The sequence below is a fragment of the Piscinibacter sp. HJYY11 genome (genome assembly GCF_016735515.1).
Classification (GTDB): domain Bacteria; phylum Pseudomonadota; class Gammaproteobacteria; order Burkholderiales; family Burkholderiaceae_C; genus Rhizobacter.
Window position 1 is genome coordinate 151,979 of sequence record NZ_JAERQZ010000001.1, and the last position, 23,799, is coordinate 175,777.

At 68.4% G+C, this 23,799-nt stretch carries 19 protein-coding genes; 11 read left to right on the forward strand and 8 right to left on the reverse strand.

The genetic code is table 11. The features are described from left to right. The 5 genes from JI745_RS00690 (at nt 1) to JI745_RS00710 (ending at nt 7,009) form a co-directional block, all read left to right on the forward strand. Nucleotides 1-198, forward strand: coding sequence for a hypothetical protein (locus JI745_RS00690; RefSeq protein ID WP_201802989.1), 198 nt, complete (start codon nt 1-3; stop codon nt 196-198). Between the two features lie 114 nt (nt 199-312). After that, a complete protein-coding gene (locus JI745_RS00695) occupies nt 313-2,742 on the forward strand; it encodes a PhoX family phosphatase (protein ID WP_201802990.1) in 2,430 nt (809 codons plus the stop codon). A gap of 14 nt (nt 2,743-2,756) precedes the next feature. Further along, entirely contained in the window at nt 2,757-3,317 is a 561-nt protein-coding gene (locus JI745_RS00700) for a PEP-CTERM sorting domain-containing protein (RefSeq protein WP_201802991.1), read from the forward strand. Nucleotides 3,318-3,339: 22 nt separating this feature from the next. After that, on the forward strand, nt 3,340-6,645 hold the full coding sequence (locus JI745_RS00705) for an ExeM/NucH family extracellular endonuclease (RefSeq protein ID WP_201802992.1): 3,306 nt from the start codon (nt 3,340-3,342) through the stop codon (nt 6,643-6,645). A gap of 136 nt (nt 6,646-6,781) precedes the next feature. Then, the gene (locus JI745_RS00710) at nt 6,782-7,009 is read left to right on the forward strand and encodes a hypothetical protein (protein WP_201802993.1); all 228 of its coding nucleotides are present in this window, start codon (nt 6,782-6,784) and stop codon (nt 7,007-7,009) included. Between the two features lie 13 nt (nt 7,010-7,022). On the opposite strand, the gene JI745_RS00715 is transcribed toward JI745_RS00710, so the two are convergent. From JI745_RS00715 to JI745_RS00725, 3 genes are all read right to left on the reverse strand, one after another. After that, nucleotides 7,023-7,424, reverse strand: a complete 402-nt coding sequence (locus JI745_RS00715; protein ID WP_201802994.1) for a hypothetical protein — start codon at nt 7,422-7,424, stop codon at nt 7,023-7,025. Between the two features lie 285 nt (nt 7,425-7,709). After that, nucleotides 7,710-8,315 carry a hypothetical protein gene (locus tag JI745_RS00720; protein ID WP_201802995.1) on the reverse strand — a complete coding sequence of 202 codons (606 nt, stop codon included), beginning with the start codon at nt 8,313-8,315 and terminating at the stop codon, nt 7,710-7,712. Continuing rightward, nucleotides 8,312-8,863, reverse strand: a complete 552-nt coding sequence (locus JI745_RS00725; protein ID WP_201802997.1) for an archaeosortase/exosortase family protein — start codon at nt 8,861-8,863, stop codon at nt 8,312-8,314. The genes JI745_RS00720 and JI745_RS00725 overlap by 4 nt, the downstream gene beginning before the upstream one ends. A 181-nt stretch (nt 8,864-9,044) precedes the next feature. Here JI745_RS00725 and JI745_RS00730 point away from each other — a divergent pair, with 181 nt between their 5' ends. Then, on the forward strand, nt 9,045-9,341 hold the full coding sequence (locus JI745_RS00730; protein ID WP_201802999.1) for a hypothetical protein: 297 nt from the start codon (nt 9,045-9,047) through the stop codon (nt 9,339-9,341). Nucleotides 9,342-9,386: 45 nt separating this feature from the next. Here JI745_RS00730 and JI745_RS00735 read toward each other — a convergent pair whose 3' ends face one another. Next, the gene (locus JI745_RS00735) at nt 9,387-11,789 is read right to left on the reverse strand and encodes a tetratricopeptide repeat protein (protein WP_201803001.1); all 2,403 of its coding nucleotides are present in this window, start codon (nt 11,787-11,789) and stop codon (nt 9,387-9,389) included. Between the two features lie 4 nt (nt 11,790-11,793). Next, nucleotides 11,794-13,386: a VPLPA-CTERM-specific exosortase XrtD gene (gene xrtD / locus JI745_RS00740; RefSeq protein ID WP_201803003.1), complete on the reverse strand. Its 1,593-nt coding sequence runs from the start codon at nt 13,384-13,386 to the stop codon at nt 11,794-11,796. Between the two features lie 208 nt (nt 13,387-13,594). Between xrtD and JI745_RS00745 the strand changes: the two genes are divergently transcribed. Both JI745_RS00745 and JI745_RS00750 read left to right on the forward strand, forming a co-directional pair. Then, nucleotides 13,595-14,155, forward strand: a complete 561-nt coding sequence (locus tag JI745_RS00745; RefSeq protein ID WP_201803005.1) for a putative colanic acid biosynthesis acetyltransferase — start codon at nt 13,595-13,597, stop codon at nt 14,153-14,155. After that, nucleotides 14,152-14,787: a bifunctional 2-polyprenyl-6-hydroxyphenol methylase/3-demethylubiquinol 3-O-methyltransferase UbiG gene (locus JI745_RS00750; RefSeq protein WP_201803007.1), complete on the forward strand. Its 636-nt coding sequence runs from the start codon at nt 14,152-14,154 to the stop codon at nt 14,785-14,787. Before JI745_RS00745 ends, JI745_RS00750 begins: the two co-directional genes overlap by 4 nt. Here the strand turns inward: JI745_RS00750 and JI745_RS00755 are convergent. The 3 genes from JI745_RS00755 to JI745_RS00765 are packed head-to-tail and all read right to left on the reverse strand — an operon-like array spanning nt 14,690 to nt 19,438. After that, a complete protein-coding gene (locus tag JI745_RS00755; RefSeq protein ID WP_236674860.1) occupies nt 14,690-15,769 on the reverse strand; it encodes an acyltransferase family protein in 1,080 nt (359 codons plus the stop codon). The two genes, JI745_RS00750 and JI745_RS00755, sit on opposite strands and share 98 nt — an antisense overlap. An 11-nt stretch (nt 15,770-15,780) precedes the next feature. Continuing rightward, nucleotides 15,781-18,141, reverse strand: a complete 2,361-nt coding sequence (locus JI745_RS00760) for a hypothetical protein (protein ID WP_201803011.1) — start codon at nt 18,139-18,141, stop codon at nt 15,781-15,783. Next, on the reverse strand, nt 18,134-19,438 hold the full coding sequence (locus JI745_RS00765) for a glycosyltransferase family 4 protein (protein WP_201803013.1): 1,305 nt from the start codon (nt 19,436-19,438) through the stop codon (nt 18,134-18,136). The genes JI745_RS00760 and JI745_RS00765 overlap by 8 nt, the downstream gene beginning before the upstream one ends. 136 nt (nt 19,439-19,574) lie before the next feature. On the opposite strand from JI745_RS00765, the gene JI745_RS00770 reads away from it, so the two are divergent. Genes JI745_RS00770 through JI745_RS00780 form a run of 3 tightly spaced genes read left to right on the forward strand, consistent with a single transcriptional unit; the run spans nt 19,575 to nt 23,628 of the window. Next, nucleotides 19,575-21,122 (forward strand): hypothetical protein, encoded by a 1,548-nt coding sequence (locus JI745_RS00770; RefSeq protein ID WP_201803014.1) that lies wholly within the window; start codon nt 19,575-19,577, stop codon nt 21,120-21,122. Further along, on the forward strand, nt 21,116-22,393 hold the full coding sequence (locus JI745_RS00775) for a lipopolysaccharide biosynthesis protein (protein ID WP_201803015.1): 1,278 nt from the start codon (nt 21,116-21,118) through the stop codon (nt 22,391-22,393). Before JI745_RS00770 ends, JI745_RS00775 begins: the two co-directional genes overlap by 7 nt. Further along, on the forward strand, nt 22,390-23,628 hold the full coding sequence (locus tag JI745_RS00780; RefSeq protein ID WP_201803016.1) for a glycosyltransferase family 1 protein: 1,239 nt from the start codon (nt 22,390-22,392) through the stop codon (nt 23,626-23,628). The genes JI745_RS00775 and JI745_RS00780 overlap by 4 nt, the downstream gene beginning before the upstream one ends. Nucleotides 23,629-23,799: the final 171 nt, after the last annotated feature.

Below are 23,799 nucleotides of genomic sequence, written 5' to 3' on the forward strand. Positions count from 1 at the left end.
ATGGCGAGCGTGCAGGAGTTCGCCCACATCGCCCGGCAGCTCGAATGGCTGGAGGGGCATCTGCGTGGCGAGGCGTCGCCGCCCGATGCGCGCCGCATGGCCGATGCGCTGGGTGCGCTCGCCTGCGCGCGTGCAGTGGTGGTCGAGCTGGCACAGATTGGCCACACCGAACCCGTGCCGCTGGAGGCCGCCGACTAGCGGCGCCGCCCCCGGTCCCTCACACACGTCATCGATCCGCCGCAGGCGCTGTGCCGGCGGTGATGGATCGGTGCGCCTAGTCATCCCCCAGGAACACCCCAGGAGACGAATTCCATGCAAGACCTGAATCGCCGCAATTTCCTGAGCTTCGTCGGTGGCACCGGCGTGGCGGTGAGCTCCGTGAGCCTCGGCGGCCTGCTGTCGGCCGAGACGGTCAATGCGGCCCCTGTGCCGGTGAGCTTCACACCCGTGCGCGTGCCGTTCCCGCTGCCCATCTTCGTGACCAACCAGAACTTTCTGCCCACCGGCGTGAACGGCGCCGGCTCGCTCATCGCCCCCACCGAGACCGGCGGGCCCGCCGTCGAGCTGCCTACCTACACCGTCATCGACGATGTGGTGGTGGCGCCCGAGTTCGAGCGGTACGTCATCAGCGCCTGGGGCGACCGCGTGTTCGCCGATGCCAGCCAGTACGTCGGCTTCAACGCCGACTACACCGGCTACATCCCGCTGTCGGGCACCAACGAAGGCCTGCTGTGGACCAACCACGAGTACGTCTCGTACCCGTTCTCCGAGATCTGCCCCGAGTCGGCCATTACCGCGCCGGCCGGGAACAACGTATTCGAGCGTGTGATCGGCTACCCGATCCCGACCACCCGCACGCGTGAATACATCGGCGAGAGCCTCTACAACGTCGGTGGCTCCATCCTGCGCATCCGCCGCATCTCGCGTGGTGGCCGCTTCACGGTGGTGGCCGGCCATGTCGACAATCGTCGCCTGCATGGCCTGTCGGGTCTTGCCATCAACGGCCAGCGTACCGATGCCTACTACACCAATGCGCGCGGCACGGTGAGCTATTCGCAGGTCACCTCGTGGGGCAACCGCCCGCACCAGGTCGGCGACGATCGCTACCTCGTGGGCACCGGCCCGGCCGCGACCGACGTCTTCCCGCTCAGCACCGACACGCTTGGCAACCGCATCATCGGCACGATCGCCAACTGCGCCGGCGGGACCACGCCGTGGGGCACCATCCTGTCCTGCGAAGAGAACTTCCAGGCCGACCCCAGTGCCTTCTTCCTCGGCGTGACCGAAGGTGTGCTGCCCAACGGCACGCAGACCGGCTACCTCAGCGCCGGCACCCAGACCGATACCGGCAGCCGCACCGCCGGTGCGGAGTTCGGCCTGGTTGGCGAGAAGTACGGCTGGGTTGTCGAGATCGACGTGAAGAACACCGCCGTGCGGGCCAAGAAGCACAGCTGGCTCGGCCGCTTCCGGCACGAGAACGTGGCGCTCAAGGTGCAGGCAGGCCAGCCCTTGGCCGCCTACATGGGCGACGACCGACGCGGCGGCCACGTGTGGAAGTTCGCGAGTCACGGCGTGGTGGGCAACGTCACCGACACCGCCAACAGCGCGCTCTTCGAGAACGGCACGCTCTACGTTGCCCGCTTCAACGCTGACGGCACCGGCACCTGGATCCCGCTGCTGCTGTCCACGCCGACCAACCCCAACGCGCCCAGCGCGCTCACCTCGGCGCAGTTCGCCAGCGAAGGCGTGCGTGACCGCAATGGCCTCACGAACCTGCCGCGCCGAGCCGGTGTCGCAGGCCAGACGGTCGACGGCGGCTTCTTCGCCTGCACCACGCTCAATGAAGCCTCCGCGCTGCCCGACTACCAGGGCCGCACGCTGGCCAATTTCTACACCTCGCAAGGCGCCATCCTGTGCGATGCCTTCGCCGCGGCCAATCTCGTGGGCGGCACGCCCTCGGCGCGCCCGGAAGATGTGGAAGTGCATCCGAAGACCGGCGAAGTCTTCATCGCGTTCACCGACGGCGCCGCCGGCAGCGATGGTTATGCCGACTCGCGCATCTTCACGGTGAGCAAGTACAACGCCGCAATCAACACCGAACAGCAGAGCGGTGGCCTCTACAAGATCGTGGAAGCCGGCAACGACCCCGCCGCGACGACCTTCACCTGGTCGCGCTTCCTGCAGGGTGGAGAGTCCGGTGCTGCGAACGGCGCGGGTTTTGCCAACCTCGACAACCTCGCCTTCGACCCCAAGGGCAACGTGTGGGGCGTGATGGACATGTCCACCAACCTGCACAACGGCCTGGGCCTCGGCACGAGTGCCACGCCGACCACCATCAACCACGCCCTGGCCGGCTCGGGCAACGCGGCGAATCTGGTGGGCGTGTACGGCAACAACTGGATGTTCTGCATCCCGACCGAAGGGCCGGATGCGGGCAAGCAGTTGCCGTTTGCCATCGGCCCCATGCGCAGCGAGTTGACCGGGCCGACCTTCGTCGGCGACCACCTGCTGCTCGCCGTGCAACACCCGGGCGAGAACGCGCCGATCGACGCGCAGAACACCGGCCCGCGCAGCCGCACGATCGAGATGCTTTCGCTCGACGGCAGCAGCACCTTCAACCAGACGCGCACCGTGCCCTTCGGCTCTCAGTGGCCGAGCAACACGATCGCCGGCAACACGAGCGGCATCCCGAAGCCGGCCGTGATCGGCATCCGCCGCAAGAACGGCGGCAGCTTCATCTGAACCCGGAGACACCCATGAAGAAACTCATCGCGTTTGCCGCCCTTCTGTGGGTCGCCATGGCCGGCAGCACGCAGGCCGCCATCGTCACTGCCAGCAGCAGCTACCGCGTCGACTTCGCAAGCGTGGGCCTTGCTGCGGCGACCAGCCTGCCGACGAGTTCGACCTTCCTCGTCAGCGCCACCTTCGACGACGTCAACCTCGTGGGCAACGAGATCACGATCGTGCCCAGCTCGCCGACCGACACCTTCGAGGTGTTCTTCGGCACCGCGCCCGGTGGCTTCACCGCGGCGAGCGACCTCTACGGGGGCCCGCTCCTGCAGGTGCAGCAGAGCGGCTCCGCACTCACCATCGCCGGGCTCTGGTTCGAGACGCTCTTCAGCATCGGCTCGGGCCCCGCGGCCGGCAACTACCTGCTGAGCTTCTCGGGCAGCGGCTTCCAGGTCACGCCCGAAGGCAACACCACCGACTTCGTGATGACGGGCGCGGTGTCGGCCGTGCCGCTGCCGGGCGTGCTGCCGCTGCTGCTGGCCGGTCTCGGTGGCCTCGGTTTCGTGGCACGTCGCAAGAAGCAATGACGCGCTGACAGGAGAGAGCGTGATGAAACGGAGCTGGCTGGCCGCACTCGCGGTGGTAGGCATGGTGACGAGCGCGACGGCGCTGGCGTCGACCTCGGGCGTCGTGATCAGCCAGGTGTACGGCGGCGGCGGCAATGCCGGCGCGCCCTACACCCACGACTTCGTCGAGCTCTACAACGCGAGTGCCGCGTCGGTGTCGATCAACAACTGGTCGATCCAGTACACCTCGGCCACGGGCACCAGCTGGGGCAGCCAGAAGGTCAATCTCACCGGCTCCATCGGCGCCGGCCAGTACCTGCTGATCCAGCTCGGCAGCGGCGGCGCCAACGGCGTGGCGCTGCCCGCGGCCAACTTCAGCGGCGGCTTCAACATGAGCGCCACGACCGGCAAGGTGGCCCTCGTGAGCAGCACCACCTCGCTGCCCGCCTCAGCGTGCCCGAGCGACCCGACGATCGTCGACCTGGTCGGCTTCGGCGGCGGCAACTGCTTCGAGACTGCGGTGGCTCCCTCACCATCGGCCACGACCGCCCTGATCCGCAACGCCAGCGGCTGCACCGACACCGACAACAACAGCACGGACTTCACCGTCGCCGGGCCCACGCCGCGCAACATGGCCTCGCCGAGCGGCAGCTGCGGCGTGGTCGCGCAGCCGGTTGTGCCCTCTTGCCCAAGCACGCTCAACGTGGCCACCGGCGCGGTGATCGACTTCGCGCTCTCGGCTGCCGATGCCGACAGCATCGTCAACGCCGCCTCCTTCGCGGGCGGCAGCGTCGCGGGCATGAGCCTGACCTCGTTCACGCCGGCGCTGGCCGATGGCGGCACGGCCACGGTGCGTCTCGCGCTCGATGGCTCTATATCTGCCGGCAGCTACCCGGTGGTCGTGAGTTTCGCCAACAACGAGAGCCAGAGTGCGAACTGCACCGTCACGCTCAACGTTGCGGCGGTATCGCCCACCTTCACCCCGATCTACACGATCCAGGGCAGCGGTGTGACCAGCACGATGACCGGCGGCGGCCGCACCACACGGGGCGTGGTCACCAAGGTCAACAACAACGGCTACTTCCTCCAGGATCCGACCGGTGACGGCGACCCCGCCACGTCGGACGGCATCTTCGTCTTCACCAGCACCGCCCCCATCGTCTCGCCGGGCCACCTGGTGCAGATCACCGGCAGCGTGACCGAGTTCAACACCGGCGCGGCCGGCAACGCGATCACAGCGGCCAACCCGGTCACCGAATTCACGAGCCTCAGCAACACGACCTTCCTGGGCACCGGGACCATCGGCCCGACGGTCATCACGTTTCCGATCGCCATCCAGGGCGACCTCGAGCGCTACGAAGGCATGCTGGTGCAGATCAACACCACGCTCACCGCCTCGCAGAACTACTTCCAGGGCCGCTACGGCCAGGTCACGCTGTCGGCCAACGGCCGGCTGGTGAAGCCGACGAACGTGCACCGCCCCGGCACGCCGCTCGCGCTCAGCCTGCAGGACCTGAACGCCCGCAGCAGCATCATGCTGGACGATGGCCTGAGCAGCCAGAACCCCAGCCCCACGCCCTACATCGGCGCCGACAACACCCTGCGCGCCGGCGACACGATTGCCGGGATCACCGGCGTCATCGACTACGGCCTCGCGACCAATCTCACAGACGGCCTCGCGATGTACCGCATCCACCCCACAGTGGCGCCCAGCTTCACCCGCGTCAACCACCGCACTGCCACGCCGCCCCCGGCCGGTGGCACGGTGAAGGTGGCCAGCTTCAACGTGCTCAACTACTTCACCACCTTCACCGACGGCACCAACGCCGCCGGCCAGACCGGCCAGGTGTGCACGCAGGGCAGCGACACGCCCTCGGCCTCGCTGTGCCGCGGTGCCAGCAGCAACGCCGAGTTCCTGCGCCAGCGCGCCAAGATCGTGCAGGCGATGGTGACCATCAATGCCGACGTGTTCGGCCTGATGGAGATCCAGAACAACGGCAACTCCGCCGCGCAGAACCTGGTCGATGCGCTCAACGCGCAGCTGGGATTCTCCGTCTACGCCGTCGTGCCGGCCCCACCCACGACCGGCACCGATGCGATCCGCGTGGCGATGATCTACAAGCCGGGCACGCTCGCACTCTCGGGCTCCCCAATGAGCGACGGCAACGCGATCCACAACCGCCCACCGTTCGCGCAGACCTTCTCGGCCGGTGGCCAGAGGTTCAGCGTGGTCGTCAACCACTTCAAGTCCAAGGGCAGCTGCCCCTCGGGCGGCGCGGACGCCGACCAGGGCGACGGCCAAGGCTGCTGGAACAGCACGCGCCGCCAGCAGGCAACCGCGCTCCTGAGCTTCATCAACACGGTGAAGACGGCGGCGGCAGACGACGACGTGATCGTGATCGGCGACCTCAACGCCTACGGGCAGGAAGACCCGGTGAACGACCTGGTGGTTGGCGGCCTCGTGAACGAGGCCGCGGGCGGCTACTCCTACGTGTTCGACGGCGAAGCCGGTGCGCTCGACCACGCCCTGACCACGCCCAGCCTGTCGACGCAGGTGACGGGCGCGGTGCACTGGCACATCAACGCCGACGAGCCGTCGATCATCGACTACAACCTCGATTTCAAGCAGCCGGCCTGCCCGACCTGCGGCCCCGACTACTACAGCGCCACACCCTACCGTGCGTCCGACCACGACCCGGTGGTGATCGGCCTGAACCTCTCGAGCGGCACGGCGCAGACGATCAGCTTCGGCACGCTGCCCAACCGCATCATCGGCTCCGGCAGTTTCGCGGTGAACGCCACGGCCAGCTCGGGCCTCGTGGTGAGCTTCAGCTCCACCACGCCGTCGACCTGCGGCGTGACGGCCGGTGGCACGGTGAGCCTGCTGGCGGTCGGTACCTGCACCGTGCGGGCCGACCAGTCTGGCAATGGCACCTACGCCGCAGCACCGAGCGTCGACCGCTCGTTCAGCATCACCGCCACAGGCGCGGCGCAGACGATCACCTTCCCACCGCTGCCCGATGTGCCGGTGACGGGCGGCCCGGTCACGCTCGCCGGTACCGCGAGCTCCGGACTCGTCGTGAGCTACAGCAGCCTGACGCCGCTCGTGTGCACCGTGATTGGCAGCACGCTCACGCTCGTGGCCACCGGCACCTGCACGGTGGCGGCCGACCAGGGCGGCAACTTCACCTATGCCGCCGCGGCGCAGGTCAGCCAGTCTTTCGCCGTCACGGCCGCCGGCCCGGGCGGTGGGGATGGCGAGGTGCCGACGCTGCCCGAGTGGGCGGCGATCCTGATGGCGACACTGCTCTTCGGGGTGGCGGCGCGGCGCCAGGCTGGTCGAAAGTGAACAGGGTGGCGCGGGCATGGTCCATGCTCGTCGCACGGAGCCCTCTGCCGTGGGTGGTGTGACACAGCGGGGCGTGCCCCGCTGTGGCGCAACCAGGCCGCTGCGGTGTCCTCAACCAGTGCATGAGGTGCCCGACATGAGCTTTGCGCAGCAGACTGCCACGGTGTACAGCTTCAAGTCCTACACGAGGGCCGAAGACGGTCCCGAGCTGTCCACCTTCAAGGCAACGCGACGGGCGATCGCCTTCACCTTCCTCGGTGAGGTGGTGGAGGGAACGGCCGAGCAGGTGGAACTCTCGGCGTTGGACCCACAAGGTGCCTACCGGCGCGTGGCCACGGGATGGGGCGAACTGGGCAAACACTGAGCCCGGAGGCGGCTCACCGTTCCTTGCGGGGCCGCCCAGCCTTCAGTTTCGTCAACCCGTCGAGGGCGGTTAGCAGGGCAGTTTCGTCCAGCCGGGCCAACGCATGCAGGCCGGCGCGCAGCAGCTCGCTTTTCTTCGCGGCATGGCCTGCGAGAAGCGCCCGCTTCTTCAGGGCTGCGATCAAGTCGAAGTCCTGCTGCGGCATGGTGAAGCTGTCACGGACCAGCCTCGGCTTCTTGCCGGCAAGCTTGGCCTCGGCGGGAGCCGCGTCGACCTCCTTCTTTGCCGGTGTGGCCTTGCGCGCGGCCGACTTTTGCGTCGGGGCCTTGGCCGCCGGTGACTTTCGGCCGGGGGCGCGTGAGGTCGTGGCTTTGCGAGCAGGGGTGCGAAGGGGCTTAGACGTGGCCGTGGACATGGGCTCTCCTTGAAAATCGTATATATGGTTTATATCATTCAGCCAGGTCGTTGAAATCGTTGGTGCTTGCTCGTCGGAAAAGCCCGGTCAAACCGTGCCTTCTGTCACACAAGTATCCGGCGTGCCTGCGTACCATGCGAATCAGACAGCCGTGATGAAGGAGACATGTCATGCAGCTGGTCGGTGCGGCCGCATTTGCGGCCATGGCCGTCGTGAACGCCACCCTGTGGGTGGCGATGCTGATGGCAGTGTTCAGACGGACGAAGGTCCACCACTGATCTGAGGTCAGCGCCCCGGTTGCGGTGGTCTGGACGGTGTCGTCCAGTGCTGCGCCAGGGTGATGGCGAACGCGGCGGCCACGAGGCCGAGTGCCAGGCGCCCGCCGCCATTCAGGAAGACGTTCCACCACAACAAGGGCGACGAGCTGCCAGGCTCGTACATCTTCAGCTGCACGTCCCACAGCCATGCGGCGAGCGAAAAGGGCGTATCCAGCAGCAGCACCACCATGGCGGCCCCGGCGGCAACGCCGAGCCGCACGATGAACTCGAGCAAGCGCGCAGGCCACGCCAGCACGAGCACGGCAAGCACGAGGAGCGGCTGCATCACCGTGCCCACCGTCGTGCTCGCCACGACCACCTGCTGCCCATCGGGCACGATGGCCTGCCCACCGAGGAAGAGCGTGCGCTCCTGCACGGCCAGGGCACCAATGGTGGTGTTTGCGCGCTCCTGCGTCAGCTCGAAGTGCTGGATCGAGAAGTCATCCGCCACCACGGCCAGCGCCTCACGGAGCATCGGCAGCAGCAGTTGCGCCACATCCCGAGCACCGATGTGTGCCATGGTCAGCACCACGGCCGCGGCCAGCAGCACACGCAGCACGAGTGCCTTGCTCATGTGGCAGGGGCCGCACTCGGCGCCGGACTGCTGTGCGCAAGCCAAAGGTGGAAGAAGAGCCCCGTCAGCACCACCATCGCCAGCGGCGCCGCCGCCGTGTGCAGCAGGTCGAACACGCCCGGGTCGCTCCGATAGGCATAGAAGAGCACCACGATGCGCAGCACGTTGAGCACAAGCACCCAAGCCAAGCCTGCGATCCAACCGCCGAGGCGCTTGCGCCACGTCATGGGGAACACCAGCAACGCGGCCGTCAGCATGAACACCACGTCGGTGCCCTCGCAGCCGAAGAGCACGTTGATGCCGCCACCGGGGGCGGTGATGCGCGGCCCCTTCGCGACAGCATGGATCTCGGGCGTGAGCGTCGTGATGACCTGCGTGGCGCTCTGCACGGTCAGGTGGTGCACCCACAGTCGCTCTACCCAGCTGCCGCGTGCAGCCTCCCAGCCGGCCTGCATCGCCATGAAGAGCAGCATGAAGGCCAGCGCGCGCCAGGCGAGGCTGCGCAGCGGCAGGCCCCTGATCGAGGGGGTGTTGATGGCATCGCTCATGCATGCAGTGTGGCGTCGGCATGTGACACCTTGCACACGGTTGACCTGAAGGGATCACCCCTCACGGACGCAAGGTCGACGGCTTGTCACAGCCGATGCGCAGACTGATGCCGACACGAGTGAGGGATGCGACGTGATCCGGGAGCAGAAGACGAGACGGGCTACGGGACATTGGCTGGCGATGATCGCCGCCGGTGGCGCGCTGCTCGCCGCCACGCCGAGCAGCGCCGAGCGTCCGGGCCAGGTGCTGACCGCAGTGCGCGAGCACCGCCTGCCGACGGCGGCCCCACGCCCTTCGGTGCAAAGCCAGTTCGGCTCGGTGGGGAGCGGTGCGCGCAGTGCGCGCCCGCGTGCCGATGACGTGGTGTCCGACGCGCGCCGCGCACCGAAGGAAGAGCCGATGCTGGAACCCTGGTCGCTGATGGCCGGTGGTTTGAGCGTGATGGTCTTCATCGCCCGTCGGCGCCGATCCGACTGACGCCCTCGACAGCGCCGCGGGGCAAGCGCGGCGCGACTTCCCGTATCACTTCATGGCCAGCAGCGTGCGGGCTTCGTCGAGGCCGGGCAGTGCGGTCTTGCTGTCGAGCGCCTTCTTCAGGTGCGCCTGGGCGCGGGCGGTGTCGCCCTTCTTGTGCAGGGCCAGGCCGAGGTGCAACTGGAGCAATGCGGCATCTGGCGCGCGCTTCACGGCGCGCTCGAGCACGATGACGGCTTCGCCGTACTGGCCGAGCTTGTAATGCGTCCAGCCCAGCGTGTCCAGGTACTCGGGGTTGGGTGAATCGGCGAATTGCCGCATGAGGCCGAGTGCGCGCTCAAGACTGGCCTTGTCTTGCGGACGTGTCTCGCTGAGCAGGTAGGCGAGGTTGTTGGCGGCGGCCGGGTCGCCCGGGTTGCGCTTGAGCAGGGCTTCGTACAGGGTGATGGCCTCGTCGTTGCGGCCAGCGCGCACCGTCCACTCCGCTCGAAGGGCAGCAAGGGCCTTGTCGTTCGGGTTGGCTTTCTCGGCCTTCTCCAGCAGGGCCAGGGCTTCAGGCATGCGGCCCTGGCGGGCCTTCACCTGCGCCAGGCCCTGGTAGGCCGCAGGAGAGGTGGGAGCGGCTTCGACCATGCGCTGGTATGCCTGCTCGGCGCGGGCCAGGTCGCCCTGCGCCACGGCCACCTCCGCATGCATGCGGTGTGCAAAGGCGGGAGCGTTGATCTGCTCGGCGAAACCGTCGATGCGCTTGTGGGCTTCGTCGAAGCGGCGCTGCGCGATCAGCACGCCGACGGCCGACAGCACCGGGGCCTCGGCCTTCGGTGCCAGCCTGGCCGCGAGGTCGAATTCCTTCAGGGCCGCGTCGTACTTCTTCTGCTCGGCATAGAGTTGGCCGAGCTTGAGTGGCGCGTTGGCGTCGCTCGGGGCCTTCTGCTTGAGCGTGGTGTAGACCGCCTCGGCACCTGCGGGGTTCTTCTGCGCGAGCGCGATCTGCGCCTTCATCTCATGGGCACGCTGATGCTGCGGAGCGGCCTTGAGGGCCGCGTCGATCTCGGCAGTGGCACCTGCGTAGTCCTTGCCGTCGGCCATGTCGGCCGCCAGCAAGAGGCGCAGGTCGGCGCTGCCGGGCTTGAACTTGACCGCGTCGACCAGCACCTCACGCGCGAGCTGCGGCTCGCCAGCCGCGCGGTGCGCCTGCGCGAGGAGAGCGGTGACTTCAGGAGAGCCCGGTTGGTCTTTTGCGGCGGCACGCAGGTCGATGATGGCACTGCGGGCGTCGCCATCGGCCAGCTGCAGGCGGCCCCGCATCAGCAGCGCAGAGCCGTCACGCGGGTTGGCGGTGAGCACTTCGCTGTTGAGCGTCTTGGCTTCGCCTGTCTTGCCGAGCGCGAGCGCCTCGGCGGCAAGCTGGTTGCGGGCAGTCAAGGCGGCCGGACTCTCCTTGCCGCTGGCCACGATGTCCTGCAGCACCTTGCGCGCGTCGTCAGGGCGCTGGCTGTTGCGGTAGAAGTTGGCGAGCCCGAAGCGTAGCGCCGTGTCTTTCGGGCGCTTGTCGATGAGGGCGAGGAACTCCTTCTCGGCCGCGTCCTTGCTGCGGCGTGCCGCCATGAAATCGACCAGCGACAGCTGGCGCGCGCTGTCGTCGGGCTGCGACTTGATCGCCGCACGCAAGACGGCTTCGGCCTCGTCGAGCTCGTTGAGACGGGTGTGGTGGACGGCCCAGGCCGTCCAGAGCTCGGTGTTGCGCGGCGCCTGCTCACTGGCCGTGCGGTAGTAGCCGGCGGCGCGGGCCCGCTCGGTCGGGTCGGTGCTGGCAGCGGCCACCTTGGCGGCCACTTGCAGCAGGCCGAGGTGGTTCGGGTGGGCCTTGAGTGCAGCCTCGATGGCCTCCAGTGCCGCGGTGGTCTTGCCCTGTGCCGTGTAGAGGCCGGCGATGAGCACGCTCGGATCGACCGGCGGCGCCTTCTCGCCAGCAATCACCGCACGCGCCTGCGCGATCGCGCCTTCGGCGTCGCCCTTGCGTGCGGTGAGGGCGGCGCGGGCGGTCAGCACGCCGGGGTGCTTCGGGTCGAGGGCCAGGCCGTCGGCGATGGCGGCCTCGGCGTCCGGCACACGGTCGGCCAGCAGGAACAGGCGCGCCAGGCCGGCCTTCGCATCCAGGTGTTGCGGCTGGAGCTCCACCGCCTTGCTGTAGCTGGCGTAGGCGCGCTGCACCTCGGCCTTCGCTTCGGCGATCTTCCCGGCGAGGTAGTAGGCCTGGGCGTTCTTCGGGTCCATCTGCAGCACGTTGCGCGCCTCGACGCTGGCCTTGTCCCAGTCGGCCTGGCGCACGTAGTCGGCTCCTTTGACGAGGCCCGACTCGATGCGGTCGGCCTTGCTGCTGCAGGCAGCCAGCAGCACGAAGGTGCTGCACAGGGCGAGGGTACGCAGGGGGGAAGTGAAGGTCGTCATGGCGTCAGTCGGGGATGTGTTGCTTCAGTCGTGGCAGCAGCGTGGCGGTGAAGCCGGTCAGGCGCCGGTCTGCCAGCGCGATGTCTTCGCCGCGGGCAATCGGGGTGACGAGGCGGATCAACGCACCGTCCGAGCGCGAGCGGGTGATGCCGTCCTTCAGGATGAACCACTTCACCTCGAGCTCGTCGGTCAGCATGCGGCCGCGTTGGTTGAACCAGTAGTAGACGAGCTGGCGGTGCTCGCCCTTCTGGATGACGGCCCGGTTGACCGCGAGGCTCGTCATGCCGGCCGGGGGCGGCAGCGGTACTTCGGTCACGGCCATCTGGGTGATCGCCCAGCCACCGCCCGGGATGCAGGTGCGCGGCGAGTGAGCCGACTGGCCGCCGCTCTGGGTGGCGTAGTAGGCGCTGTAGAAGTTGACCCAGGGCTCCGTGCCACGCGAGTAGTTGGCGATGACGTGGTCGTCGACCGCCAGCCAGGCGAGGATGTCCCGGTCGATGTGGTCCGGGCGGCCGGTCCAGCCGTCGAACTGCATCGGGAACATCGCGAAGGGTGTGCGCACGGGCTTGACCTGGTCGCGCACCGGTGACAGCAGCAGCGTGGCACCTGCGGCGGCCAGCAGCAGTGCGCCCGTGGCGAGCGGCGCAGAGAAGGCCCGGTACTGCACCGATGCGCCCTTGGGCGGCGGGTCAGGGTACTCCAGCCCGAACACCTCGCGCAGCGGCCGGCCATGCGAGCTGAAGCGCGCGAGCAGTGCCATCTCGGCCACCAGGAGCGCGAGGCAGATCATGAACATGAACCAGCCTTCGAAGTCGTGCAGCAGGCCTTCGGCCATGGTCGGGCCCCAGTACTCGACCGTCACGCCAATGAGGCCGATGCGCAGGCTGTTGATGACGATGGTGAGCGGCACGGTCGAGACCACGACCAGCGCGCGCTTCCACCACGGCGCCTGGAAGAAATATGCAGCGAGCAGGCCCAGCACCATCAGTGGGAAGAGGTAGCGCAGGCCGCTGCAGGCGTCGACGACCTGCAGCTTGAAGCTGCCGAGGTCGATGACGTTGCCTTCAAGGAACACGCTGATGCCGAAGGCGCGGATCAGCGCCACGCCCATCTGCGACGACAGCAGCTGAAGGCTCTGCGACAGCTCGCGCAGCAGAAACTGCGGAAGCGGGATCATGAAGAAGAGAAAGGCCAGCGGCACGGCGATGACGCGTGTGCCGCGCCAGCCGATGCAGCAGACCGACAGGCCGAAGAGCGCGACCACGAAGCCGTACTGGCTGAAGAGGCGCACCGCGCTGAACTCGCCCACCACGCCCATCACGAGGGCCAGCAGTACGAGAGCGATGCCGGTCCATGAACCTTGCAACTCCATCTCTCGCAGTCGGTCACTGCGCTGCCAGATGAGGAAGGCGGTGATCGCGGGGACGAAGTAGCCGTAGCTGTATTCCTCCACCTGTCCCCAGCTCACCACCATGAAGCTCAGGCCTGAATAGAAGGTGGCGATCGTGGCGGCGAGGCCGAGTGCGGCCAGCACCCAGTGCAGCGGCGGAAAGCGCCACACCGACGGTGCACCGGAGGGAATGAACAGGCTGGACATGGCGTGGCGCGCGCGAGGCCGCGATGGCGTACGTGGATGCCTCAGGTTAGCCATGCCGTGTGACATGGGCGTGGCTCTCGGCATGGCTAACCGTGCCTCGGCGTGTCAAGGCTTCGACACATTCGACCCCTAAGCTCTCGCGCTCCCGACGCTTGGTCGCATGGTGGTTGGCTGACACCTGCGGCGGCGAGACGACATTGCGTTTGAAATGCCGACGACCCACATCGCCGCCGAGATCGACCCGTACCTCCAGCCAAGCATGTCGCTGCGCAACCGTGCGGCACGGGCGCTGTGGGGTCTGGCGCACCTCCTGTTGATCCGCTGGACGCCGCGGCCCCTGCACGTCTGGCGTGCGTTCGTGCTGCGCTGCTTCGGCGCGAAGCTCGGGCCCCATTGCCGCATCTACCCGGCGGCCGAGATCTGGGCGCCATGGAACCTCATCTGCGAAGACGCCGTCGCCATCGCCAATGGCGCGGTCATCTACAACGCACTGCCGCTGCACCTGGGCTCGCATGCGACTGTGTCGCAACAGGCCTATCTTTGCGGATCGACGCATGACCTGGACGACCCGGCGTTCCCGATGATCAGCTCGCCGATCCGCCTGGGCGCCTATGCCTGGGTGGCCGCGCGTGCCGTGGTCTGCCCCGGCGTGACGGTGGGCGACGGAGCGGTGCTTGGCCTCGGCAGCATCGCCACCCGCGACCTCAAGCCCTGGACGGTGTATGCCGGTTCGCCCGCGCGCGAGCTGCGTGCGCGGAGCCGGCAGTGAAGGCCGATCGCCCGATGATCGATCGGCTGATTGCCGATCGAACGCCCGGCCCGCGTCAGATCCACAGCCATGTGACCCGGCCGATCGTCGAGCAGCTCGTGAAGGCGGGCTCACATTCGGTGCTCGAACTCGGCTGCGGCGATGGCTGGTTCACTGCGGCACTCGACCGCTGCGGTTTTGCCACCACCGGGCTCGACCGCGACGAAATGCAGCTGCAGGTGGCCCGCCACCACTACCCGCATCTGCCGTTCCATGCCGGTGATGCGATGCATGCGCTCGACCCGGCGCTGGTGGGCCGATTCGACGCCGTGATCGCGATCGACCTGGTGGACCACGTGCCCCATTCGCGCCGGCTTGTGTCGGTGGCCTTGTCGGCGCTGAAGCCAGGCGGACTGCTGGTGCTGACGTCCAACTTCCACGGCTACTCGAAGAACCTCGCGCTGGCTTTCGCCGGCCGTTTCGACGCCCGCTGGGATCCACTCACCGACGAGGGGCGGCTGAAGTTCTTCTCTCGCTCTACGCTCACTTCACTGCTCAAGGAGTTCGGGCTTGTGGAGCTTCACTTTGAGACTGTCGGGCGCATTCCGATGTTTGCGCGGGCGATGCTGATGTCGGGGCGTGCGGCGCCCTGACCGGCGGCAGCAGCAACCAACCCAGCGGCGGCAGGCGTCGCGCGCCATCCCACACCAGGAGCGGCAGCACAAGTCCTGCCGTCACCGCGAGGGCAGAGGCACCTAAGTCGCTCATGCCCCTGGCCTGTAGCACCGTCAGCACCTTCGTTTGGATGGGGTGGTGAAACATCAGGATGAAGAGCGACGCCGACCCGAGCGTGCTGAACAGGCGTGACGGCGGGCCCGCGTTCTGCAGACGCGAGGCCAGGGTCAGCACAAGGTAGACGCCGCAGCCGGCTTCGGCGGTGTTGACGAGCAGGTCGTCGTAGACGCGCATGTTGAGGTCCATTCGCGCATCGAACGCCAGATTGAGCATGACGAAGACCGCCATCGCGACGGCGCAGTGCAGCGTGCGGAACCGTGCCGCGAAGATCCGGTCGCGCAGGTGCCAGCCGGCCAGCATGAACGGAACCGAGATCGGCAGCAGGTCGGCGCTCCACGGGAGCTCGGGCAGCCGGCCGATGGCGAACACGCCCCCCGCGAGCAGCGTGCTGCACAGCGGCACCATGAGCTGCGGCCGACCGGCCAGCGCCTTGAGCAGCAGCAGGCCCGTGCACGAGGCGATGAAGAGATGCGGCAGGTACCACATCGGCGTCCACATGAGGGTGGCGCCGGTGCCGTACAGCACGCCGCCGAAGAGCTCCCCCGCGCCGACCGGTGCAATCATTCCGTGCGTTCCGGCCAGCCACTTCGCCGCCGCCACTAGCAGCGCCACGACGAAGCAGGGCTTCAGGATGGCGTGGAATCGCGAGACGGCGAATCGGCGCATGTCATCGGAAGGCCGCAGAAACGCCCCGGACAGCACGAAGAACAGGGGCATGTGGAAGGAGAAGATCATCCAGCCCGGCCAGCCCCAGCCGCCGACGGTGCGGTCGTGGCCCAGCACGACGAGCACGATGCCGAGGCCCTTGGCGATGTCGATGGCGGTGTGGCGGCTCTGCATGACCGGCCTGCTCATTGCAGCGTGATGGTGCTGCCAGCCGTGCCCTGGCCGCGCAGGTCCTGCACATCGTTCCAGCCATCGATGCGCCAGCGGTGCAGGCCGCCATGCGATGACTCTTCGTTGTGATAGAGGTAGAGCCGGTCGCCCGCGCGCACGAGCGAGGGCGTGAAGGCGTTGCCGCTCACGCCTGCAAGGTCGGGCGGGGGAAGCCGGGTCGAGGGCGTGCCGAACTGTCCGAAGAAGAGGCCGCTCTCGTCGAAGTGCATGAACTGGTTCGCCTGGCCGACGTTGTTCGTCTGCAGGTCGCGGTAGAACTCGCCGTGGTAGCCGTAGACGATGTGGCGGCCATGCGCGAGCACCGCGTTGCCGCCGTATTGCAGCCAGCCGTCCACCGCCTTGGTCTGGTAGGTGCCTTTGCCATCCAGCGGCCCGGTGGGGCTCGCCTGCCACAGCCAGTCGCTGCCGTTCAGTCGTGCGCCGCCGAGGTGGAAGCCTTCATTGCCGGTGATCGACGGGTCAAGGTAGACGACCACGCCGCCGCCGGTCAGGGGGTAGCGCGGCGGCAGCCCCATCGTCGAGTGTCGTGTGTAAGGAGTGCCGCTGAGCACGGGGACGCTCGCCATGACCACCGGCTCGCTGGCCCAGGTGGGATTGCCCTGCGGGTCGAACCCCGTCAGCGGGCGGCGCAAGACCACCTGCGTCCTGTCGCCCGTGATCGCATGACCAAGGTCGCCGTTCTCATACATCACCGGGTGGAAGGCTCGCGGCAGTGGTGTGCCGAGCGGCCGCACCACGCGCAGAGGGCCGCTGGGCGGCAGTTCGACCACCACATACTGATCGAAGGCTCGCACCATGCCGTAGGTACGTCCGTTGCGAAGCGTCTCCACGGTGCTCAGGCCGCCATAGAGCGCGTTGAACGCATGCTTGTCGTCGAGTGCTGGCGGCAGGCCACCCAACCAGTTGCGCACCAGGCGCCACGAGGTGCTGCCGGGTTCCCACGGCCCGTCGACCTGCGCCTCGAACTCGAGGAAGTTGGCGAACACGCGACGTGGGTTCTGGTGGTCGACTGCCGAGAGGTAGAACCCCGGGAGGTAGGCGACCTGCTCGTCGCTGCGGCCGACCGTCATGCCGTTGAGCGGGAAGCGCAGCAGGCGGTTGTTGCAATGGTCGATCACCCAGAGCTTGCCGTCGGCGGTTTGCGCCATGCCCGTCTGTTCGGTATGCGCTGGGCCGCGGAAGCAGAGCTTGTCGGGCTCGACCTGCGGGTCGGCGGAATAGCCGCCGTGGCGCCCGAGCATGAGGCCGGGGCGGCCGTCGCGGTTAAATTGGCGCACCTGCTGGCGCTCCCCGCCGTCGGCCACCCAGAGGTGCTCGCTGTCGGGCGCCGCGGCCACCGCGATTGGTTTTGCAAGGCCGGTGACCGTGGCGACAAGCTGCGGATTGCGATCCACACCGGCGTAGCGCCGCACCACGCGGCCCGAGATCACCCACAGGTCGCCGGCCGGCGTGAATGCCAGCTGGTTCAAGGCCTTGGCATTGAGCGGCACGGCGATCTGGCCGATGCGCGCGCCGCTCGTCTTGTCGAAAAGCCGCACCATGCCCTGCGCGGCGTGGGCGACGGCCAGCACACGACCCTGGCGCTGCACGGCGAGGCCTGTGGGGCCGTTGCCGTCCTGCGTCTCGACGTCGATCACGCTCTGGTAGCTCTGCTCGGGCTCGCAGGGCGGCTTGTTGTAGCGGTAGAAGAGGCACACCGGCTGGCCTTGCGTGAACACGGCTGGTCGCAAGGGGCTCAGGTCGTAGACGCCGACGAAGGTGGTGCGCGAGAGTCCACCGGTGTTGGCCCAGTACAGGCGGTGCCCGTCCGAGGCCAGCATCGAGATGGAGGCGAAGGTGTCCTTGCTGCCCAGCGGGCGGGTGTCGAGCTGCGGCGCGGCCAGCGCGAATCCGTGGATGCCAGGCTGCTGCTCGTTGTAGCCGACCGCGTAGTAGGCATGGTCGCCTTCGACGACGATGCTCTGCGGCGGCTGGTACGCCCGGTGCCGCTGCGCGATCGTGCCGAGCGAGGTGTTGCCGATCACGCCTTCCCACACGTAGCGGATCTGGTGGTGCACGAGGCGCATCTCGTAGCGGGCGTCCGGAGCCGGGCGCTTCATGTCATCGAGCCCGTCCCAGCTTCGCTCATGGCGGCCCTTGGGCAATGCGTCGCCGCGCCACAGTGTGCGCACCAGTCGGCCCTGCAGGTCGTAGACGCCGGCGCTCGTGGTGGCCGCGCTCGGCAGCTCGAACGACAGGCGCGTGCTTGTTTGCGACCACGCCAGCGGCGCAAGGCAGACTGCTGCGAGCAGCCCCGCCGCGCGCAGCTCAGGCATGCGCCACGCGCAGTGCCGGCGCGTGCGGCCGCGGCATCAGGCCCGCGAGCAGGCCCTGCACCTTGGCGGTGTAGGCGCCCCAGCTGAACTCCTGCGCGCGACGGATCGCATGCCGGCCCATCGCGATGCGCAGGTCGGGGTCGCGGTAGAGGCGCTCCAGGCGGTCACAGATCGCTTCTTCATCCCGCGTGGGCACGACGAAGCCTTCGATGCCGTCGCGAACCAGGTCGCCCGGGCCGTTGGCCGTCACGATGACGGGCAGGCCGCAGGCCATCGCTTCGAGCACCACCAGGCCCATGCCTTCGACCAGCGTGGGCAGCACGAACACATCGGAGTTGCGGTACATCTCGGCCAGCGCGGGGCGGGTCTGGTGGGGCATGTGCCTGAAGTGGCTGGCATAGGGGCGCAGCGGCCCGTCGCCGCCGACGAGCGCGCCCACCATCGTGAGCTGCGTGTCGCGGCGGGCGAACTTGCGATAGCCGCGCAGCAGGTACGCGATGCCCTTGCGTTGCGTCAGCTGGCCGGCGTAGATCACGTTGAAGCTGCTCTTGCGGTGGCGCGGGCGGCCCGGGGTGAAGGTCTGCAGGTCGACGCCGTAGGGAATCACCTGCAGCTTGCGGCGCTCGATGCCTTCGGCCACGAAGGTGTCGGCGGCGTAGGTGGAGCCGAGCAGGATGGCGTCGGCCTGTGCGATCTCGGCGTCGAGCCGCTCCTCGTGGCCGACCGGCCAGTCGTCGAAGTCCGGCCACGTGCTGGCGAAGAGCGGCTCCCGTTCGTTCTCCTCGAGGCGCTCCTTGCGCCGGGAGCGGTGATGCGAGACCGGGTAGTTGAGCACCGCGGCACCACCGCCGCGCTGGCGCAGCGCGTCGAAGGCGGGCAGTGCGAAGCCCTCGTAGGCCACCACACAGTCGATGCCGTCGACATGGCGGCAGGCGGCCTGCGCCACCGATTCGCGCACCGACTTGTAGAGCGTGGTGGTGAGCTGGTGCTTGGTGCTGACCGCGAGACCCGGCATGCGGCCGATGGTGGCGGCCAGCACGTCGGGCAGCACGCCGGCTTCATGCGTGAGGCGGGCGAGCCGAGGGTCGGTGATGCGGCGCCGGCCGAAGGTGGTGCTGTAGGCGCGGCCCGCCATCGGCAGGGCGGCCAGCGCGCGCTCCCAGGCGCGGCCCTTGTTGACGTAGGGGCGCACATAGGCATCGAGCGAGCCGTTGGCAGCCAGGGCGACGGCGAGCTGGTTCAGCTCAGGGGCGTTGAAGTTAACGACCAAGGTACGGGGAGCGTGGGCGTGCGGCATGCAGCCATGCTAGGCAGGGTTTGTGACCGTTCGACGCATCCAGACACGGCCCGCGAGCGGCACGCCGTGACGCCAAACTGCAACATTCACCACCTAGAGTGAGCGGTCTCGGGTGGCAGCCGTGCCGCCGCTCAACATGACTTCAATCGCACGTCCTGCCTTTCTGCGAGGCCGCGGCCCCGCGCCGGCGGCGGCTGTGGTGCAGCCCGCGGCGGTGGGCCTTCCGGCGCCGCGTGAACGTGGCCGGCGACAGGTTGTCGCGGTCATCATGGTGGTGTACCTGCTGGCAATCTTTGAAGGCGCGCTGCGCAAGTACGTGGCGCCGCAGTACAGCCAGTACATCTATTTCATCCGCGACCCGGTGGTCGTCTGCGCCTACCTGCTGGCAACTCGTCACGCGCTGTGGCCGCGCGGCGAGCGCCTTTTCACCATCGGCGTGGCGATGGGCGGTGTGGGTGTGCTGCTGGTGATGGTGCAGACGGCCACCGGCGGCACCACCGACCTGCGCCTGCTGCTCGGTGCCTACGGCTGGCGCAGCTACTTCCTCTACGTGCCACTGGCCTTCCTGGTGGCCGAGCAGTTCACGCATGAAGACCTTCGGCGCTTCGCGCGCCTGACCTTGATCCTCTCGATCCCGATGGCGGTGCTGGCGGTGGCGCAGTTCATGTCGCCGCTCAACGCGCCCATCAACGTCGGCACCGCCGAGGAGAAGGAGCTTCAGTTCCAGGGCATGAACATCAACGGCACCCGGGTGCGCGCGACGGGCACCTTCTCGTCGAACGCGGGGCTGCAGCAATTCATCGGCACTGCGCTCGCGATCGCGATCGCCGCGCTGCTGCAGCCGGCGAAGCGCCGGCTGGCACCGCTGCCGGTGGTGCTGGTCGCGATTGCAGCGCTGCTCACCTCGGTCGCCTTCAGCGGCAGCCGCGGCACCGTGATGCTCAGTGGCCTGCTGGCCCTCGTTGCCGTGGCCATCGGCGTGGTTGGCCACGGGTCGATGCGGGCCAAGGCGCTCACCATTCCGCTGTGTGTGGCGGGTGGGGCCGTGCTGCTCGCGCCGATGCTCTTCCCCGACGCCATCCAGGCCTTCATCGACCGCTGGAACCACGCCTCCAAATTCGAAAGTGCCAACATCGAAGGCGGCGTATGGGGCCGGGCGCTGATGCCGCTCTTCGACTTCGTCCGCCTCGTGGGCGACGTGCCGATCTTCGGCTACGGCCTCGGCTATGGCGGCAACGCCAGCATCCTCATGCGTGCCACCATCGACGGGGTGGTGGTGGGCATCCTCGCCGAGGTCGACTTCAGCCGCCACATGGTCGACCTCGGGCCGCTGGTCGGCGGGGCCTACATCCTCTTCCGTTTCGCGGTCACGGCCTGGGCAGGGCGCCAGGTGCTGGCCGCCACGCGGCATGCCGGCGACCCGCTGCCGATGATGCTCTTCGGCTACGCGGGCTACACCATCGTGCTGGGCCAGATCGCCGGGCACGGCTCCATCAACGTGTACGGGTGGCTCTTCATCGGGCTGAGCGTGGCGGCCGCCCGCGCGGCGTTGAGGCAGCCGAAGCGGGTGGTCCTGCCCGCATCCGGGGCCGCGCCTGCATCTTCGGCTCCGCCGCCGCCCGGCCTGCGGGCACCGCGCCCCCGGGCGCCGCGGGAGCTGGTCGACGGGCGGCGGTCATGCTGATCACCCGCGCCCGCCTCGCGCGGCTGGGCAGCGTGGCGAGCACGCAGGTGCTGGTGCAGGCCATAGGCTTCCTCGCCGGCATCGTGCTCGTGCGCCACATGGCCCAGGCCGAGTACGGCTACTACACGCTCGCGGTGAGCATGGTGAGCATTGCCATCATCCTGAGCGACCTCGGCCTTGCCACGGCGGTGATGGCGATCGGCGGCGCCGTCGCATCCGAGCGCAAAACGCTCGGGCGCCTGATCGTCGATGCCGACAAGGTGCACCGGCGGCTCACCTGGGTGTCGCTTGTCGTGCTCGTGCCGTGCTTCGCCTTCCTGCTGGCGCGCCAGCACGCGCCGCTGTGGCAGGTGGCGGTGCTCACGCTCGTGATCGTGGTGACGGCCGTGTTCACCGCGCGAGGCGGCATGGCGTTGTCGATCGCGCGGGTGCTGGGGCACCTGGGTGTGCAGCAGAAGCTGGACCTGGGCATCAACCTCGCGAAACTCGGGCTGCTGATGGTGGCGGTGTTCGTGGCGCTCGACGCCATCATCGCCTGCCTCGTGAACCTTGCAGCGGCAGCGGTCTATGCGCTCGTGCTGCGCCGGTATCTGAAGCAGCAGCTCGACCTGCCGCCCGCACCGCCGGGCGAGCACAAGCCGGCGCTCGAGCGCCATGTGCGCCGGCAGGCGCCCAACTCGATCTACTTCGTGCTGAGCAGCCAGCTGGCGCTGTGGCTCATCGGCGTGTTCGGCAGTGCGGAGCGCGTGGCCGAGGCCGGGGCGTTGGGGCGGCTGGCGGCGCTCTTCACCGTGATCACCGCGGTGTCGGCCTCGCTCGTGCTGCCGTACTTCGCCCGGCGCGACAGCGCCGCGGAGCTGGCCGCTGGCTTTGCGGGCGTCAACCTGTTCTACGGCATGCTGCTGATGCTGCTGGTGGCCGCCGGCATGCTGATGCCGCAGCCCATTCTGTGGGTGCTGGGCGGCCACTACGCGGGCCTGCACGACGAACTGGTGTGGATGCTGCTCGCCAGCGCCCTCACCGCCTGGGGCGGGGCCATCTACACCATCGGCTGCGCACGCGGCTGGGTGATGCCGGGCTGGCTGGGCATCTCGACCGGCATGCTGGCCACCGTGGTGGCCGCGGCCCTGGTCGACGTGTCGACCGTGCGCGGCAGCTTCATGATCAACGCCAGCACAGGCCTCGTGAGCACGGTGGTCGCGCTGGGCTATTTCTCCACCCAGCTGAGGCGACATGCACTCGGCGCGACTCCTGCCAGGGCGACACCGTGAGACTCGTGCTCTACACCCACCCCGCGTTCCTCGGCTCGCACAGCCAGGCCCATTTCGCCCGCATGCTGACCGAGGCGTACCGCGCGCGCGGCCACAGCGTGGAGCTGCGCCAGCCTGAGCCTGTGCTGCAGGCGCGTGTGCCGCGCGGCACCGGTTCGAAGTGGGCGGGGTACGTGGACCAGTACCTGTTGTTTCCTCAGCGCATCCGCGCCGATCTGCGTCGTGACCCGCCGCACACGCTCTACGTCTTCTGCGACCAGGCGCTCGGCCCCTGGATGCCGCTCGTGGCGCACCGGCCGCATGTGGTGCACTGCCACGATCTGCTCGCACTGCGCTCGGCGCTCGGCGACATCGCCGAGAACCCGACCTCGTTCACCGGCCGCGTCTACCAGCGCTACATCCGCCGCGGCTTCCAGCATGCGCGGCATTTCATCTCGATCTCGCAGAAGTCGCGCGCCGACCTGCACCGATACGGCGAGGTCTTGCCCGTCACCTCGGAAGTCGTCTACAACGGCTTGAACCACCCCTACGTGCCGCAGGAGGAGGCGGTGGCCTTGCAGACGCTGAGCAACGCCGGCCTGCCGGCCAGCGAGGCGGGCTACCTGCTGCATGTGGGGGGTGGCCAGTGGTACAAGAACAGCGTCGGTGTGGTGCGGCTCTATGGCGTGCATGCCGCCGAAGAGGTCGCCGCCGGCCGGTGTCCGCTGCCATTGTGGATGGTGAGCCCGCCGCCCGATGCGCGACTGCAGGCCGCCATCGCCATGTTGCCGCCGCAGGCCGAGGTGCGTTTCTTCAGCGGACTGTCCACGCAGGTGCTGGAAGCGCTTTATTCGCATGCCCGGGTGATGCTCTTTCCGAGCCTGGCCGAAGGCTTCGGCTGGCCCATCGTCGAGGCCCAGGCTTGCGGATGCCCTGTCATCACCACGGATGAGGCGCCGATGACCGAGGTGGGCGGTGATGCATGCACCTACCTGCCGCGCCTCAGGTCGACCGACGACCTTGCGGTCGCGGCCTGGGCGTTGCACGGCGCCGGCGTCCTGCGCAGCGTGCTCGGCCGTAGCCTGCAGAAGCGCGAGCGCGTGCGCGCGGCCGGACTGGCTCATGCCGCCCGTTTCTCGGCCGAGGCGGCCATCGAGGCCTATCTCGCCGTCTACCAGCACGTGCTCTCGCTGGAGAGCCTCAGGCAGCCGTCACCCCAGGAGGAGTCTCATGACCGGATCACCATGTCGCCTTGAGAGCGACCGTCCGGCGCCTGCGCCCGAGCGAACGCGCCGTACGCTCCTGCGGCATGTTGCGGCCATCGCATCGCTGCCGATGACCTCGGGGCTGCTCACTGCGTGCGGTGGAGGCGATGGCGAGCAAGCGCCACCGGTCTCCTCGGCCCCACCATCGCCACCGCCTGCTCT

What these genes read in the sequence shown, in the direction of transcription:
- JI745_RS00700 (WP_201802991.1), top strand. Translation starts at nt 2,757, where the DNA reads ATGAAGAAACTCATCGCGTTTGCCGCCCTTCTGTGGGTCGCCATGGCC.
- JI745_RS00705 (WP_201802992.1), top strand. Translation starts at nt 3,340, where the DNA reads ATGAAACGGAGCTGGCTGGCCGCACTCGCGGTGGTAGGCATGGTGACG.
- JI745_RS00720 (WP_201802995.1), bottom strand. Translation starts at nt 8,315, where the DNA reads ATGAGCAAGGCACTCGTGCTGCGTGTGCTGCTGGCCGCGGCCGTGGTG.
- JI745_RS00715 (WP_201802994.1), bottom strand. Translation starts at nt 7,424, where the DNA reads ATGTCCACGGCCACGTCTAAGCCCCTTCGCACCCCTGCTCGCAAAGCC.
- JI745_RS00760 (WP_201803011.1), bottom strand. Translation starts at nt 18,141, where the DNA reads ATGCCTGAGCTGCGCGCGGCGGGGCTGCTCGCAGCAGTCTGCCTTGCG.
- JI745_RS00735 (WP_201803001.1), bottom strand. Translation starts at nt 11,789, where the DNA reads ATGACGACCTTCACTTCCCCCCTGCGTACCCTCGCCCTGTGCAGCACC.
- JI745_RS00755 (WP_236674860.1), bottom strand. Translation starts at nt 15,769, where the DNA reads ATGCAGAGCCGCCACACCGCCATCGACATCGCCAAGGGCCTCGGCATC.
- JI745_RS00710 (WP_201802993.1), top strand. Translation starts at nt 6,782, where the DNA reads ATGAGCTTTGCGCAGCAGACTGCCACGGTGTACAGCTTCAAGTCCTAC.
- xrtD (WP_201803003.1), bottom strand. Translation starts at nt 13,386, where the DNA reads ATGTCCAGCCTGTTCATTCCCTCCGGTGCACCGTCGGTGTGGCGCTTT.
- JI745_RS00695 (WP_201802990.1), top strand. Translation starts at nt 313, where the DNA reads ATGCAAGACCTGAATCGCCGCAATTTCCTGAGCTTCGTCGGTGGCACC.
- JI745_RS00730 (WP_201802999.1), top strand. Translation starts at nt 9,045, where the DNA reads ATGATCGCCGCCGGTGGCGCGCTGCTCGCCGCCACGCCGAGCAGCGCC.
- JI745_RS00765 (WP_201803013.1), bottom strand. Translation starts at nt 19,438, where the DNA reads ATGCCGCACGCCCACGCTCCCCGTACCTTGGTCGTTAACTTCAACGCC.
- JI745_RS00770 (WP_201803014.1), top strand. Translation starts at nt 19,575, where the DNA reads ATGACTTCAATCGCACGTCCTGCCTTTCTGCGAGGCCGCGGCCCCGCG.
- JI745_RS00775 (WP_201803015.1), top strand. Translation starts at nt 21,116, where the DNA reads ATGCTGATCACCCGCGCCCGCCTCGCGCGGCTGGGCAGCGTGGCGAGC.
- JI745_RS00725 (WP_201802997.1), bottom strand. Translation starts at nt 8,863, where the DNA reads ATGAGCGATGCCATCAACACCCCCTCGATCAGGGGCCTGCCGCTGCGC.
- JI745_RS00690 (WP_201802989.1), top strand. Translation starts at nt 1, where the DNA reads ATGGCGAGCGTGCAGGAGTTCGCCCACATCGCCCGGCAGCTCGAATGG.
- JI745_RS00745 (WP_201803005.1), top strand. Translation starts at nt 13,595, where the DNA reads ATGCCGACGACCCACATCGCCGCCGAGATCGACCCGTACCTCCAGCCA.